This window comes from Microbulbifer sp. MLAF003 (genome assembly GCF_030012965.1).
Lineage (GTDB): Bacteria > Pseudomonadota > Gammaproteobacteria > Pseudomonadales > Cellvibrionaceae > Microbulbifer > Microbulbifer variabilis.
The window spans coordinates 3,878,754-3,894,819 of sequence record NZ_CP120232.1 but is presented as its reverse complement, the minus strand read 5'-3'; the positions used below and the strand labels follow the sequence as shown (position 1 = coordinate 3,894,819).

General features: G+C 48.4%; 9 protein-coding genes. 7 read left to right on the top strand and 2 right to left on the bottom strand.

The features are described 5' to 3' along the window. Nucleotides 1–432: 432 nt before the first annotated feature. The 6 genes from P3339_RS18525 to P3339_RS18500 all read left to right on the top strand — a co-directional run bounded on the left by P3339_RS18525 (nt 433) and on the right by P3339_RS18500 (nt 11,921). The gene (locus P3339_RS18525; protein ID WP_282951497.1) at nt 433–2,634 is read left to right on the top strand and encodes a glycosyltransferase family 2 protein; all 2,202 of its coding nucleotides are present in this window, start codon (nt 433–435) and stop codon (nt 2,632–2,634) included. A 330-nt stretch (nt 2,635–2,964) separates the two neighbouring features. Then, on the top strand, nt 2,965–4,698 hold the full coding sequence (locus P3339_RS18520; protein ID WP_282951496.1) for an SLC13 family permease: 1,734 nt from the start codon (nt 2,965–2,967) through the stop codon (nt 4,696–4,698). 17 nt (nt 4,699–4,715) lie between these two features. Then, nucleotides 4,716–5,636, top strand: a complete 921-nt coding sequence (locus P3339_RS18515) for a glycosyltransferase family protein (RefSeq protein ID WP_282951495.1) — start codon at nt 4,716–4,718, stop codon at nt 5,634–5,636. 71 nt (nt 5,637–5,707) lie between these two features. After that, nucleotides 5,708–7,678 carry a capsule polysaccharide biogenesis protein gene (locus tag P3339_RS18510; RefSeq protein ID WP_282951494.1) on the top strand — a complete coding sequence of 657 codons (1,971 nt, stop codon included), beginning with the start codon at nt 5,708–5,710 and terminating at the stop codon, nt 7,676–7,678. A 1,028-nt stretch (nt 7,679–8,706) separates the two neighbouring features. Beyond that, a complete protein-coding gene (locus tag P3339_RS18505) occupies nt 8,707–9,951 on the top strand; it encodes a capsule polysaccharide biogenesis protein (RefSeq protein WP_282951493.1) in 1,245 nt (414 codons plus the stop codon). A gap of 191 nt (nt 9,952–10,142) precedes the next feature. After that, a complete protein-coding gene (locus P3339_RS18500) occupies nt 10,143–11,921 on the top strand; it encodes a DEAD/DEAH box helicase (protein WP_282951492.1) in 1,779 nt (592 codons plus the stop codon). Between the two features lie 86 nt (nt 11,922–12,007). Here P3339_RS18500 and P3339_RS18495 read toward each other — a convergent pair whose 3' ends face one another. Together P3339_RS18495 and P3339_RS18490 are read right to left on the bottom strand one after the other, a co-directional pair. After that, a complete protein-coding gene (locus P3339_RS18495; RefSeq protein ID WP_282951491.1) occupies nt 12,008–12,547 on the bottom strand; it encodes a cytochrome b in 540 nt (179 codons plus the stop codon). Nucleotides 12,548–12,620: 73 nt separating this feature from the next. After that, nucleotides 12,621–13,589 carry a LysR family transcriptional regulator gene (locus tag P3339_RS18490; RefSeq protein WP_020412122.1) on the bottom strand — a complete coding sequence of 323 codons (969 nt, stop codon included), beginning with the start codon at nt 13,587–13,589 and terminating at the stop codon, nt 12,621–12,623. A gap of 180 nt (nt 13,590–13,769) precedes the next feature. On the opposite strand from P3339_RS18490, the gene metE reads away from it, so the two are divergent. Beyond that, on the top strand, nt 13,770–16,004 hold the full coding sequence (gene metE / locus P3339_RS18485) for a 5-methyltetrahydropteroyltriglutamate--homocysteine S-methyltransferase (protein WP_282951490.1): 2,235 nt from the start codon (nt 13,770–13,772) through the stop codon (nt 16,002–16,004). The last annotated feature ends 62 nt before the right edge of the window (nt 16,005–16,066 follow it).

The following is a 16,066-nucleotide window of genomic DNA, read 5'->3' as shown; positions in this document are numbered from 1 at the left end:
CAGAAACCCCATTCCTCTGTTACGGGAAAGCGTTTGTTGATGTTAAGCCTGAGCTGATTACCGGTTGGGCTGTTACAGAGTCTGATTGTCCAGTAAAGATTCGCTTGTTGGTCAATGGCGTAGAACACCTTGTCGATTTGAGTCGGGCGCGCCCAGATGTTGTGCGTAAGGGGCTTTCCAAAAGGCTACAATGTGGCTTCAGTTTTAAACCCAAGAAGGTTATCACCAGCGAAGATAAAATTGAGGCGTATATATACGGTACGACTGTTGAAGCGAAGGTTAACTTTAAGTTGGATATTAGCGTTTAGGAAGAAACCTTATATATGGCCGGATATGGCATTGGAACAAGTAGCTAAACTTGAAAGTAAGGTTATTCCGGTACGCATAACAAGCACGGTAAAGTGCACAATTAAATAACGGGATTTAATACTGGTGTTTAAATTTTTGAAGTCCCTGTTTCGTATTGATTTGATCTCCAGGCTTAAGCCTGCACTTGCTATTAGTCGGGCCAGTGATGCTTCGATGAATTTTGACTGGTATTCTGAGGGAAAAGATCCGCAATTTCTGGTAAAGGGACGGATGCCCAGTGCCGGATGGTATATGGTGGAAATTGCTTTGAAGTATAATCAGTCTTCTATAGATTCAAAGATCTACTTTGATTATGGGGCTGGTTTAAGTGAATCTGACAGCATTTTTATTCCTATTAAATCCGGTAAAGTCACCAAGCGCCTGGTATACCTTTCTGCTCGACCACAGGCAGTACGTTTTGACCCCATGGAATCTGTGGGGCTATTTTCAGTAAAGCGTTTTAACTTAGTCAGACTTTTGCCCCAGTTTGCTTATGATCGCTTGGCTCAGCGTCTCAACAATATGCACTTTAAGTTTCGTAACTTGGGAAAAGCGAATGTGTTGCGGAGTATTCGCGAGGAAGCCTTAGAAAGGAATTGTTGTTGGCGTGATTTGGCGTTAGAACACTACGGGAGAACTTTTATTAAGAGACGTCAGTCTCGTGATTATAATGAGTGGATCAGAACCGTTGAGCTCAAACGCCTCGAATCTGCGGATAAGGGGCTTTCCCTAAATACAAATACAGACCCCCTGATTTCAATTGTTGTCCCTACTTACAATACTGATTTAAAGCTATTGTGCGCTTGCGTTGACTCGGTACTAGCACAAAGTTACGGCAATTGGCAGCTTTGTATTGCCGACGATGCGTCTTCGAAACCACAGGTTAAGGCTTGCTTGAAGGAATACCAAGCCAAAGATGCACGTATCCAAGTGGAATTCCGGAAAAGTAATGGACATATTTCAGCGGCTAGTAATAGCGCTTTAAATTTGGTAAAGGGCGAATATATCGCTTTACTGGACCATGATGATACTCTGGCGCCGCACGCCCTACAAAGAGTGGCAGAGGAGATTCGGAAAAAACCGCAAGCTCAATTGCTTTATAGTGATGAAGACAAAATTGATCATTTGGGTGAGCGTTTTGATCCGCACTTCAAGCCGGATTGGAATCCTGATCTTCTATTGTCACAAAATTATATTTGCCATTTGACGGTGCTAAGGGCATCTCTAGTGGCACGGGTAGGAGGCTTCCGCTTGGGGGTTGAGGGCAGTCAGGATCACGATTTGCTCCTGCGTTGTTCGCCCTATCTGAATGTTGATAATGTCGTACATATTCCGGAAATACTATACCACTGGCGAGCGATCAATGGTTCCACCGCCCAGGAGGGCGACGCCAAAAGTTATGCAGCCAAGGCGGGCTTAAAAGCGGTGACTGATTATTTTGAAAGTGAAGGGTTGCAAGCTATGGCAGAGCCGGGTACAGCACCAAACAGCTATCGGGTGCACTGGACTATTCCTCAGCCTGCTCCTTTGGTGAGTTTACTGATTCCAACTCGGGATGGCCTGGAGATTCTTAAGCCCTGTGTAGAGGCGATTCTGTCCAGAACAGATTATCCGAATTATGAGGTGCTGATTTTGGATAATCAGAGCCGTTGCGAGGCAACATTGCGCTTTCTGAAGGAGATTAGTACTTCTAATACAAGGGTTTCAGTGCATCGTTGGGACCACCCATTCAATTACTCTGCGATTAATAATTTTGGCGCTGAGCTGGCCAGGGGTGAGATTATAGGGTTGGTGAATAACGACATCGAGCCTATCAACAGGGGCTGGCTGACAGAGATGGTAAGCCAGGCGCAGCGGCCTGAAATCGGCTGTGTGGGCGCAAAACTTTACTACTCCAATGATACTATCCAGCACGGTGGAGTGATTCTCGGGATTGGAGGTGTCGCAGGCCATTCCCACAAGTATTTCAACCGTAATGAATACGGTTATTTTTCGCGCCTGCACTTAGTGCAAAACCTTTCAGCAGTGACAGCCGCGTGTCTTCTGATACGTAAAGCGGTATTCGTGGAAGTGGGGGGTTGGACAGTGCTAATTTGGCGGTGGCTTTTAATGATGTGGATTTATGTCTCAAGGTGCGCGAAGCGGGTTATCGTAATCTGTGGACACCTTATGCGGAACTCTACCATCATGAATCAGTTTCTCGAGGCGCCGACAATACCTTGGCTAAACGCCGCCGTGCGCAGCGTGAGGCGCAGTATATGCGCAATCGTTGGGGAGAGTTGTTAGATACTGATCCAGCTTATAATCCTAATCTGACGCTTGTGCATGAGGACTTCTCATTGGCATAAATCTGAAGTAGTAAGGCACCTTAGCTGTATTCACTGATTTATTCTAATGGGGACTTCTTTGCATTTGCCAACTTGCCATATTAAGAGAGTGGCGCGTATGGATGTTCTTCTGTTGCGCTTGGCGGCTAGGCTGGGGGCTTACGGGCATAACTATAGGAAGCTTTGGGCGGGCAGCATAACCGGATCAGTTTTGGCATAATCTGTTGTTGCTCCAGGCCTGCAATAAAACAAATTCTCGTATCGGTAACCAGAGCGGTGCCCTGATCTTATGACACTTTCCCAATTTTTTGTTGCGGGTATCTTTGCCCTGGTGATCGGTTCCCTGATTTTCACACGTTTCCGCCCTTCTCTGGTCTTTGCTTCAGCTGCTGGAGCCTGTTTTTTGACCGGATTGGTACCTGCGGAGTCGGTGTTACAGAAGGGGGCTAACCCGGGTTTGGTGACATTGATAATTTTGTTACTGGTATCGGTGGGGTTGGAGAAGGCCCGTTGGTTGCGGGCTCTTTCAGAAGGGTTGATCAATGGCTCCCTGAGGATCAGCCTTCTACGCTTAACTACTGCAACAGCGCTAAGTTCAGCTTTTCTCAACAATACTGCTGTGGTGGCAGCTTTGGCGTCCAGCGTCAAAGGACAACGCCGTTTACCGGCAGCAAAGCTGCTATTACCACTTTCCTATGCCGCTATTCTCGGTGGAACCCTGACCCTGATAGGCACTTCCACCAACCTGATTGTTAATAGTTTCGTGCTGGACCGTGGCCTGCAAGGTCTGGAGTTCTTCACTTTTTTGCCAGTAGGATTGGCCGCAACCTTAGTGGGACTGGCAGTGTTGTTGTTGTGTAATCGCCTTTTACCTGAAGGGGCGGTAACTGAGGAGCCGGTGACTGAATATCTGCTGGAAGCAGAGGTAGTGGCAGATTCACCCCTGGATGGCAAGAGCGTTGAACAGAACCGCTTGCGCCAGCTGGAGACCCTCTACTTGATCGAAATTGTTCGTGGAAATCAAATCATAAGTCCAGTGGCACCTTCTGAGGTGCTCCGTTGTGGGGATAAGCTGATTTTTAGTGGTGATGTCCGAGATCTGGGACGTTTACAGGATATTGAGGGGTTACGCCTTTTCGCTCTGGAAGATGAGAAGTTGGACCTGAATCTCACCGAGGTGGTGGTAACGCCCAGTTCCAGTATCCTTGGCCAAACCCTAAAGGGGTGCAACTTTCGTACTCGTTTCGACGCTGCTGTAGTTGCTATGCGCCGTGGCGGTGAACGGTTGTCAGGGAAGCTGGGGGAGATAGAGCTGCGCGCGGGAGATGCGCTGCTGCTGGCAGTGGGAGCGGATTTCAAGCATCACTTAAATATCGATAAGAACTTTTATGTGATAAGCGGTACTGAAGTACGGCGTGAACTTTCACGGCGGGATAACTGGCTGCTGGGCCTTGGTTTTGCTGCCGTAGTTTCCGGTGCGGCGCTCGGCTATTTTTCGTTGCTGAAAGGACTGGTGGTATTGCTGGGTGGCATGATAGGGCTGGGTATCGTATCGACTACTGAGATGCAGCGACGCTTCCCTTTCCAGATATGGTTAATTATTGCCTGTGCCTTGGTACTTGCAGAGGCCTTTGCTGTTAGTGGCTTGGCGGACACGCTGGCTGGTGGTTTGAGGAGTATGCTTGCTGGCTGGGGACCGTTGGCTGGTCTGGTGGGTATATTTTTGCTGACCTTAGTCCTAACCGAACTGATGACGAATAATGCAGCCGCCGCGCTTACTTTCCCTCTTGCCTGGAGTTTGGCAGAGAGTTTTGGGGTGAGTTGGGTGCCTTTTGTAATGGCCGTGGCCTATGGGGCCAGCGCAAGTTTTTTGACTCCATTTGGCTACCAGACCAATCTGATAGTGCAAAACTTGGGTGGGTATCACTTAAGGGACTTCCTGCGTGCGGGTTTACCTCTCACCATTGCATACTCTTTGACTGTCCTAACATTATTGCCAATCGTATTTCCCTTTGAGAATTGAAGCTTTTGAGAACTGAATTGGATAATGCGAACCGCTGGTTGATCGTTGAAGAGGGCCCAAACCCCTCAACGGATTATTTTGTTATTCCTTATTTGCGGAAGAAAAAAGCGCAAGTACAGCGGTTGTCTTTTTCGGAAGTTCTTAGTGGTGATGAGCTTGAGGGCCTGGGGTTGATATTTGTACGTTATATCCCCAGATCATGGCAGTCTCTTATCCATAAAAATCTTAGTAAATTGTCAGAAATTTATTTATTTATTGATGACGATTTATTTGATTGGTCTGCCTTTGTTGGCTTACCCCTCCGCTATCAACTAAAGATTTTTCGTTATAGTTGGTCACGACAAGGTTGGCTGAAGTCCATAGGGGCAGGTCTGTTGGTCTCAACGCCATATTTACAGAGCAAGTATCAGGAATGGTCTCCACAGTTATTACAGGCGCAGCAGATAGATTGTAGTGGAGGTCAACCTCTAACAGTTTTCTATCATGGTTCTGCATCGCATATTGAAGAAATTCGCTGGTTGGTCCCAATAATTCAGAAAGTATTGCAAAGAAATTCAAGTTTGAATTTCGAAGTTATCGGTGATGGGCGTGTAAATAACCTGTTTCGAGGGATGTCAAGAGTAAAAGTAATACATCCTATGAAATGGTCAACCTATCTATCCATGTTGCAAAAGCCAGGGCGAACTATTGGTTTGGCACCGTTGCTAGACACTCCATTTAATAAAGCCCGGTCTTACACTAAGTTTTTTGATATTACACGGGCTGGTGCTGTAGGAATATATGCGAATGGGGATATTTATGGCAGGGTGATTCGTCATCAGGAAAATGGTTTGTTGGTGCCTATGGAGACTTCGGCCTGGGTAGATGGCATTTTACATTTAGCGGATGATAAACAATTACGTGAGAAGTTATTAAGTGGGGCTCGACAATGTCTGTAATCGGATATTGTTCGCTGGGCCTTAGCCGATTGCGCAACCTGGAACATTTTCTAGGGGCTCCCTGTCAGTATGTGCTGTCAAAACCAGGTAAGTCTGTTACCCATATGGTTGGTTGGGGTCTCAAGGCAACTGCGGATAAGGCGCAACGTATAGCCGTTCGCTCAAATTTACCTTATTCCTGTATTGAAGATGGATTTTTGCGATCACTGGGTCTGGGGGTTGAGGGCGCTGAACCCCACAGCTTAATTGTTGATCAGACAGGTATTTATTACGATGCCTCCCGCCCAAGTGATCTTGAGTCCTTGATCGGAGAATCTGCTTGTTCGGCAGAAGAGATAGAGCGAGCAGAAGCAGGGCTCCGGCTTTTACGAAGCTATAGACTTTGTAAATACAACTCTGCTGATGATACTCCCCTGGAATTACCGGACAGTCGCGCTTATGTGTTGGTAGTTGACCAAACCTATGGCGACAAATCTGTTAGTGGAGGATTAGCTTCAACGAAACATTTCCAGCAAATGTTGGAAAGCGCCACCCGTGAAAATCCTAGGGCTGAAATATTAGTAAAAATTCACCCAGATGTTATTGCGGGAAAGAAACGCGGATATCTGGAAGAGCTGGCGGAGGAAAAAGGCTGTAAGATACTTACCCAGGATATTTCTCCTTGGGCAATATTTGATCGAGTTGAAAAGGTCTATGTGGTAAGTAGCCAGCTGGGCTTTGATGCACTAATTGCTGGTAAAGAAGTGCATTGTTTTGGTATGCCTTTTTATGCTGGTTGGGGGTTGACCAAGGATCGCCAAAGCTCGGAACGCCGTGGAATCAAGCGTACTTTGGCGGAGATTTTCGACGCTGCTTACCTGCGCTATTGTCGATATATAAATCCCTACACAAGACAGAAGTGTGAATTTGAGGATACTGTTGGACTCATTGCCGAACAAAAAAGACAGTGGAACCGGTTTCGGGGACAGTGGCAGGGCATTGGGTTTTCAGCTTGGAAGCGTCGATTTATTCCTGATTTCCTTGGAAATAAGGATAGGGTGAAATTCTCTAAAAGGTATAGCGAAGCAAGAAATCTGGATATCGGTACCAATATTCTGGTTTGGGCAAGTCGAGCGTCGAGTGAATTAAAGGAGGAATGTAAGCGCTCAAACTTAAATTTATGGCGGGTAGAGGATGGTTTCTTACGCTCTGTTGGTTTGGGGGCAGATTTAATTTCGCCAAAGTCGCTGGTTTTTGATTCTCGTGGTATCTATTTTGATGCGGAGCAACCAAGTGATCTTGAAGCGCTGTTAAATTTTGGGGTTTTTCCAGAGTCATTATTAAATAGGGCCAGAAAGCTACAAAAATCGCTGATCAGAAAACGCTTAACTAAATACAATTTAAGTGTTTGTAAGCCAATATCCAGTTTAGGTATTTCCTCAGATAAGAAAGTGATCCTGATTCCTGGTCAAGTCGAAAGTGATGCATCCATTGCCTATGGCTCACCAAAATTAAAAAGTAATTTTTCATTGCTTGAAAGAGTAAGGCGCGATAATCCAGGGGCATATATTGTGTATAAACCCCACCCGGATGTGGTAGCCGGAGCTCGACTGGGAGCGCTGCCGGCAGGTGCTGAGTCTTTGTTTGATTTAATAGTAGAGCAGGGTGATTTTTCTTTTTTATTAGAAAATGTAGATGAAGTACATACACTCAGTTCACTGAGCGGCTTTGAGGCTCTGATGCGCGGGGTAAGGGTGGTAACCTATGGCCTGCCTTTTTATGCAGGCTGGGGTCTCACAAATGATAAACTTATAGAAAACAAGGAGATGAGTAAAAAAGACTTATTTGAACTGAAGTCTCGTAGGCAGCGCCACTTAAGTCTGGATCAACTAATTGCGGCTACTTTATTGCTTTATCCGGTATATGTGGATAGAAATACTGGGGAGTATATAGACGCAGAGACAACAGTTGAGCTGTTAGAGTCTGAACGAAATTTGAGTGTCCGAAATAATATTTTCTTTAAGTTTTTCTGTTGGTATCGGAGTAAATTTTTGCGTTATTAGTTTAAGCGGTTGTTGGCTAGGCGTAGACTTCTACCTTAGAAGATATGTAATACAGGTCTTTGTGAAATATATTTTCATTTAGGTTATTTGGTTTTGTGTTTTCTTGATGTTGATCTCGCACCTTTAAATAATCGCATTATTTTCTAATTACAGTCTAATTTTGAGTGGGATTTGCGGTATTTGGGTTCTTTTCAGGAATTGCTTCATCTTTTTTAAGTTAATGCCCTTTTCTCTAGTTGCGAGTCCTGTTTTGTTGTTGAATGTAACTTTATTCTTAAGTTTTCCTGGGATTATCTGTCTCGCTTATGGTTGCTATCAATGCTGTCTTAAAGATTGAGGCGAGTCATAGAGTTTTGCTTTGCAAAAAGAGTTGATCAGTGGTTTTGTATTTAATGGTTTTTCGCTTTTCTGAGTTTTGGCAGTGATTTTATTTAAGGGGAAGATGTTTTATTCAATTCAAGCTGCAAACGATTGCAGCTGCGCTGCTTCTATTCTTTGAGCTGCACTAAACTGCTCACCGATGATGTACGGCTGTGCGCAGTGATAAAAATTTGTTGGGTAAAAAACAGGGTGCGGTTATATATGGACTGTTAGTCTACTTTGAAGGGGCACATGCGCTGTATTTGTGTGTGATGGCATATTTTTTTCTTGATATAAGATGCTTTTTCTCCGGGCACTGGCAATTGGCGGGCGATAGATTTATTTGCGTCTATGAAAATATGTAAAGGCCTAAATTAATCGACTCTCAATTTCCACTAATACAGACGCTGTCTTTGTAAATAGCTATTAAGAAAGGTTCAATGTATAGGCCTTGGCTTGTCACTGATCTGTAGAGAGCGGTATTGCGGAGTTAGAGGAGGCTTTAGGAGCTTGACTTTAGATGAGATAATACCTCACTGTGGGTTGTTGACTAACTTAGGTTTTGTGGTATCGAAATGCGTAGGCAAGTTTCTGTTCTCTCCTCCTACACTTGCCTACCGACAAGTTGTATTGCGCCAGCTTATTGATACTCAGGGGTAGATCAATTTATGTCTGTTGCAGTATTTCTACAGGGGCCTCATGGTCCATTTTTCGCCAGGGTGGCGAAAAGGCTATCCCAACATGGTGTGATCACCCATAAAATCAACTTTAACGGCGGTGATCGCTTTTTTGCGTGGGCGGATTTCCAGGAAGATTTCGCCGGTAGCGAGGATGACTGGCCATTCTTTTTTCGCCAATACCTGTTAGATAAGGGGGCTGAGGCGGTCTTTGTCTATGGCGATTGCCGACGCTACCACGCCACGGCAAGAGAAATCTGTTCATCACTTCAAATCCCTTTTTGTGTATTCGAAGAGGGATACTTGCGCCCAGATTTCGTAACTCTGGAGTGGGGAGGAGTAAATGCTTTCTCCCAGAGGGATTGGTCTGAGGAGACAATTAACCAGTACGAACCTAATGGACGCCAAAAAGGGCTTCCCGTAGGGCAAACGTTCTGGCATAGAGCACTTTTTGCGATCGAATATTACTTGGCAATGCGTTTTGGACAGTCAGAATTCCCTTATTACCGGCATCACCGTAGTCGTGATTGGCTGGAGGAGGGTACTAACTGGCTTCGCAGCTTTGTTCGCAAGGGACTTTACAAGATAAAGGAGCATAAGCTGACTGATCGGTTAACTTCAAATCTGAGTCAGCAGTTTTTCCTGTTTCCCCTGCAGACCCGAGATGATTTTCAGCTTAGGAGGCATTCCGACCTTTTTTCTATAGAAAACGCCATCGATGTAGTGCTGAAGTCCTTTGCCCAGAATGCTCCAGAGGGCACAGTGGTTGTTATCAAACATCACCCTATGGATAGAGGCTTTTGCCATTACCAGAAGCTGATTGATGTGTTGGCCGAGCGGTACAGTATTGTCGGAAGGGTTATCTACTGCCACGATTTACACCTACCCACTCTGCTCGATCATGCCAGGGGGGTTGTGACAATCAATAGTACGGTGGGTATTTCAGCATTGCTGCATAAAGTTCCTACCAAGGTGCTTGGTCGTGCACTTTACGATATCCCCGGATTAACCCATCAAGGTCAGTTAGCCAGCTTCTGGTCATCACCCGAGAAAGTAGACTTTACATATTTTCAGCGTTTCCATACCTATCTTTACGAGCAAACCCAGATTGACGGTAGCTTCTCCAAAGGCATTGATAAGACAATAGACGGAGTGATAAAGCACTTACAATCAGTTGCCGTATTAGCTGCACCGGGACCTGTTTCCGGCGAAACCTGTAGTACAGATGCCGTATAAAGCATGGGTGCTCCCAACTCCCTGCTTCTCCTCAGCCTAATACGGCATCTCCTAAAGGCTTTCAGTTGCACTGGTCACCCTTTGTTTAAAAAATAGGCTGATCTAAATCGACTAACCTGTTAGACTGCGCGGCCTTTTGACCCGCCGCTCCGGTCCCTCGATAGGGACTTTGGCTTCAAGTGAATTCCGAAATGACCGATACCCCTAAACCGGCCGGCTTCGACCAGCTGGGCCTGCCGCCTGAAATCCTCAATGCCATTGAAAAGCTTGGTTATGAGACTCCGTCCCCAATTCAGGCGCAGACTATCCCTTCCTTAATGGAGGGCCGCGATGTACTGGGCCAGGCACAAACTGGTACCGGCAAAACAGCTGCTTTTGCGCTGCCGCTGCTTTCCCAGTTAGATTTGAGTGACCGGCGCCCCCAGGCGCTGGTATTGGCGCCGACCCGTGAACTGGCAATCCAGGTGGCAGAAGCTTGCCAGGCCTATGCAGGCAAACTTAAAGGCTTTCATGTAGCACCGATTTACGGTGGTGCAGACTACCGTGGACAGATACAGCAGCTGAAGCGCGGAGTACAGTTAATAGTGGGAACCCCAGGTCGGGTGATGGACCATATGCGCCGCGGTTCTCTGGACCTCTCCAACTTACGTACACTGGTACTGGATGAAGCCGATGAAATGCTGCGCATGGGCTTTATTGATGACGTGCAATGGGTATTGGAACAAATTCCCGAAGAGCGCCAGATTGCCCTTTTCTCTGCGACCATGCCCAAAGAGATTGCCCGTATCGCCCGAGAGCACCTGCAGGAGCCGGTAGAAGTCAAAATTCGGGTTAAGACCGAGACTGCTGAGACTATTCGCCAACGGTACTGGCCAGTGGGTGGTCTTCACAAGCTGGATGCACTGACCCGCATTCTGGAAGCTGAGCCAGTGGATGCCACAATTATTTTTGTGCGCACCAAGAACAGCACTGTGGAGCTCGCAGATAAGCTGGCAGCGCGTGGCTTCGCCAGTGCAGCACTGAATGGAGATATGGCACAGAACCTGCGTGAGGCGGTGATCGATAAGCTCAAGAATGGCAAGCTCGATATCGTAGTGGCCACTGATGTGGCGGCGCGAGGCTTGGATGTGAAGCGTATCAGCCATGTGATCAATTACGACATCCCCTACGATACCGAAGCCTATATCCACCGTATTGGCCGTACTGGTCGCGCAGGCCGTGAAGGTGATGCCATCCTGTTTGTCGCACCGCGTGAACGCCGCATGCTGCGAATTATTGAGAAGGCCACTAAAAAGCCGATTGAAAAGCTGGAGTTGCCAAGCGCGGCGGCGGTTAACAGTGCTCGTATGCAGCGTTTCCGTGAACGTATTACCACAACATTGGAAGGCCAAACTGATCTGGCTCCCTACCGCCAGCTGGTAGAGGAATTCCTGGCACAAAATGAAGTGGACCCACTGGATGTAGCCGCGGCGCTGGCTGCGATGGCTCAGGGCGATCAGCCTTTATTGATCAAAGAGCAGGAGCCCAAGCAGCGCAGAGAACGACGCGAGCGCGATGATGACTTCGAAGGGGCGCGCGGCCGCAAGCGAGGTGGTTATGAGAAAGACCGCAAATTGCCGGCACCGGACGAAGGCCTGGAGCGCTACCGTATCGAAATCGGACGCGAACATGGTGTAAGGCCTGGCAGTATTGTTGGCGCAATTGCCAATGAAGTGGAGCTGGATAGTTCCTACATTGGTCGTATTGAGATCTACCCGGATTTCACTACGGTGGACCTGCCTGAAGGAATGCCAAAAGAAGTCTTCCAGCACCTGAAAAAAGTGCGTGTGTCTGGAAAGCCGATGAAGATATCACGCTTTGATGAGGCAAGCTCAAAGCCCAAGGGTAAACCGAAAGGTAAACCCAAGGGTAAGTCGAAAGATAAGCTAAAAGGAAAGCCCAAGTTCAAGCGGGAGAATAGCGGGGAGTAATATAGCCCCTATAAAAAACGGCGCCGAAGGCGCCGTTTTTTATTTGATAAACCATTTTAGTTTATCGCTTTTTCTATTCTCCGGTGCTAGCGCTGCGGCAGCATACGGGTCAATGTGGTATCGCGCTTCACAAAGTGATGCCACAGGGCGGCGGCAATATGCAGGCCAACCAATACCAACAGTGCCGGCCATAGAACGTCTTTGTGAAGGAAGGCGAGCTGCTTGCCCAGATCGGGGTTTTTCTCTAACAGGCGTGGCAACGCGAAAAGACCAAAAAATTCAGTATCTCGGCCAAACAGCTGGCGCATGGCAATTCCGGATACTGGCATTGCCAACAAGACCAGGTAAAGGGCGCCGTGTGTCAGTTTGGAAACGGCCTTCTGCCAAGTAGTTCCCTGAATTTCCGGGCGCTTGTGACGTGCACGCCAGTAAAGGCGAACAGCCAGCAGCATCAGTACAGCAACACCCAACGAGAAGTGCAGGCGTACAAACCAGCCGCGCATGGGGTCCTCCCGGTCGAAGAACTCATGTAGCTCTACAGCGCCCCACACGGCCAGCAGTAGAATCACAAATAACCAGTGCAAGCCCTTGCTGACTGAATTCCAGCCTTCGTTCGATGTTGACATAGGTAAATCTCCTGTAAAAACAATGCCCGAGAAGAGGCTTATCAATTGTGGCGAGTGTGTGCACCCGCTCCCGTTATGTCTCTGTGGTTAATTCGGCCTGTCGGTTTTTATCCCCAGTGGCAGCGCGAATGCCCTTCAAGTGGGAAAAACAGGTATCCCGCGCTGTTTGTAGGAAGTCAGCCAAGTAAGCCTGCTCCAGTATTTCCTCTCGCACCGCTGCGTAGAGGGTGCTCCAGAGGCCCTTTTCCCCCAAGCGCAATTGCGCAATAAATCCTTTTTGCAGGTATTCGTGTAGGGCCCAGTCGGGTAGGGCACAGACACCACGGCCACTGGCCACCAGTTGCACCATCATAACCGTCAATTCTGCCGTACGCACATCTGCGGGTTCAACACCTGCCGGGTCGAGGAAATGTTGGAATATATCCAGGCGCTCCCGCTCCACGGGATAGGTGATCTGTATTTCTCCGTCCAGGTCATTGGGGGTGACCCAGCGCCGCTTGCCATTTTGTAATAAGGGGTGGTTACGGCTGAGCGCCAGGCACATCTCGAAGCTGAACAGAGGGTAGTAGTGGATACCTTTCAGCTCTGAATCAGGGTTGGAGGTGACCACGAGATCCAGATCGCCGCGAACTAGTGCCGGTAGCGGTGCGAAGTGAAATCCACTACAGAGGTCCAGCTCTACTTCGGGCCAGTCGTCGCGGTAGGTATTTAGGGTTGGCATCAGCCATTGATAACAGCTGTGGCATTCAATGGCGATATTGAGACGGCCAGACTGGCCTGAAGCGAGCCGGGCCAGGTCGCGCTGTGCGACGGCCACCCGCGGCAGTATGTCGTCAGCGAGCTGTAACAGACGCAGTCCTGCGCTGGTAAAGCGTAGCGGGCGGGATTTGCGCACAAATAACGGCTGATCGTGGCGCTCCTCCATTTCCCGGAATAAATGGGATAGTGCCGACTGGGTTAGGTGTAGCCTCTCGGCGGCTCGGACCAGGCTGCCGGTCTCCCTTAGGGTGCAAAGGGCACGAAGTTGGCGCAGCTCAATCATCTTTAAATTTATTCATGTTAACCGCAAAAAATATGAAATTGATTGAATAACACTGTGCCGACACAATCAAGTCTGAATTATCGCGGAGTGTGTGACGGGATCTGGAACCGGCGATTTACCGCGAACGACCGTATACACGGAGCGATGCTCCCTCACAGGAATGGACTTGGTAACAGAGACATGGCGCAGACACATATTCTTGGCTATCCCCGTATCGGGGCCAATCGTGAGTTAAAGAAGGCCCAGGAGGCATACTGGCGTGGGGAAATTTCCCAGCAGCAACTCTTGCAGGAGGGAGCGGAAATACGTCGTAGCAACTGGCAGGCACAGAGTGATGCCGGTCTGGATTGGGTGACAGTGGGAGATTTTGCCTGGTATGACCAGGTACTGAATCACTCGTTGATGTTTGGTGTGGTGGGCGATCGTTTTTCTGAAGGTGCCGCGGAGAACAAACTGGATCAGTACTTTCGTTTGGCGCGGGGGCGAGCTCCCTCTGGGCAGCCGGTTGCGGCCAGTGCCATGACCAAGTGGTTTGATACTAACTACCACTACCTGGTACCGGAGCTTACTGATCAACAGGCCTTCTCCCTGGATAGTGAATGGTTGTTGGATGAAGTGCGTGAAGCTCAGGTTCAGGGGCATAAAGTAAAGCCGGTAGTAATGGGTCCCTTAACCTACCTATGGTTGGGAAGAGGCGTTGATAGCGCTTTGGCCCTGTTGCCGAGTTTGTTGCCGTGTTACACACAGTTGTTTTCGCAGCTGGCTGATCTCGGTGTGGGGTGGGTTCAGCTCGATGAACCAATCCTGGGTTTGGACTTGCCAGAAGAATGGCGCTCCGCATTTATTGGTGCATACAAGGGGATTGGCGCGGATTCTGGCAGCCTGAATTTACTCCTGGCAACTTACTTTTCCCCACTGCGGGAAAATCTACAGCTGGCTTTCTCTCTGCCAGTGGATGGTGTGCATCTTGACTGTATACGAGCGCCAGAAGAATTAAATACCGCCCGCGATCTCCTTGGTGATAAGCAGGTACTTTCTGCGGGTGTGGTGAACGGACGTAACATCTGGCGTGCAGATCTGGATAAATGGCAGCGTGTCCTGAAGCCAATGGCGGAAAAGCTGGGTGACCGCTTGTGGATCTCAGCCAGTTGTTCGTTGCTACACAGCCCGGTAGACCTGGATACTGAAATCTCCCTGCCCGTGGAGCAAAAGCAAAAACTTGCCTACGCTCGCCAAAAACTGGATGAGCTGGTGCACCTGCAAAGTCTTCTAGATCAAGAGGTAAGTACGACCGTAACCGAGTTGAAGAGCGGTGATAAAAGCGGTTCAGTTGCCCAACAGCTACGGGATACATGGCGTGAACAGGGTTACCTGGAGCGTGTTCCCGTGCAGGCTGAGCGCTGGCAATTACCACTGCTGCCTACAACGACTATCGGTTCATTCCCACAGACTGATCTACTGCGCAAGGTTCGCCGCCAGTATCGCAATAGTGAAATCAGTGAAAAAGATTATCTGGAGCATTTGCGCGCGGAGATTGCTGAAGCGATCCGGCGGCAGGAAATTCTTGGCTTGGATGTTCTGGTTCACGGTGAAGCGGAGCGCAACGACATGGTTGAGTACTTTGGTGAACAGCTTGATGGATTTGTGCATACCGGCAATGGTTGGGTGCAGAGTTATGGTTCCCGCTGTGTAAAACCGCCGATTATTTTTGGGGATATTTCCCGGCCCCAGGCAATAACTGTGGAGTGGAGCAGCTACGCACAGAGCCTTACCAAAAAACCTGTAAAAGGCATGTTGACTGGCCCGGTAACAATTCTCAACTGGTCCTTCCCGCGAGAGGATATTCACCGCAGTGAGAGCTGCCTGCAAATTGCCAGGGCTTTGCGTGAGGAGGTTCTGGACCTGGAGTCGGCGGGTATCGGTATTATTCAAATAGATGAGCCGGCTCTGCGCGAAGGCGTGCCCCTGAGAGAATCAGAACATGCAGATTACTTCTCGTGGGCGGTGGGTTGTTTCCGCTATACCTGCAGTGAAGTGAAAGCGGAAACGCAAATCCATACTCATATGTGCTACAGCAATTTCAATGCAATTATGGATGCTATTGTTTCCCTTGATGCGGATGTGATTACTATTGAATCTGCGAGATCTGACCTGCGCCTGCTCAGCGCTTTTGCCGACAAGGCTGGTGGTTACCCCAATGAAATTGGACCTGGCATTTACGATATTCACTCTCCCAATGTGCCGGATAGGGGTGAGCTGGTGGAGCGGCTTAAGAAAATTGCACAGGTGGTGCCAGTTGAGAGACTTTGGGTAAATCCGGATTGCGGCCTTAAAACCCGTAACTGGGCTGAGGTGGGGTCATCCTTGCTGAATATGGTAGAGGCTGCGCGCACTGTGCGTACAGAACTGGCTTAGTCAATTTATAAGTAGAAAAACCGGCAATCATTTGGATTGCCGGTTTTTTCTTTTCTGTTTTT

Excerpts from the sequence above, each read along its gene's own strand:
- P3339_RS18500 (WP_282951492.1), top strand. The coding sequence starts at position 10,143 with ATGACCGATACCCCTAAACCGGCCGGCTTCGACCAGCTGGGCCTGCCG.
- P3339_RS18505 (WP_282951493.1), top strand. The coding sequence starts at position 8,707 with ATGTCTGTTGCAGTATTTCTACAGGGGCCTCATGGTCCATTTTTCGCC.
- P3339_RS18490 (WP_020412122.1), bottom strand. The coding sequence starts at position 13,589 with ATGATTGAGCTGCGCCAACTTCGTGCCCTTTGCACCCTAAGGGAGACC.
- P3339_RS18495 (WP_282951491.1), bottom strand. The coding sequence starts at position 12,547 with ATGTCAACATCGAACGAAGGCTGGAATTCAGTCAGCAAGGGCTTGCAC.
- metE (WP_282951490.1), top strand. The coding sequence starts at position 13,770 with ATGGCGCAGACACATATTCTTGGCTATCCCCGTATCGGGGCCAATCGT.
- P3339_RS18520 (WP_282951496.1), top strand. The coding sequence starts at position 2,965 with ATGACACTTTCCCAATTTTTTGTTGCGGGTATCTTTGCCCTGGTGATC.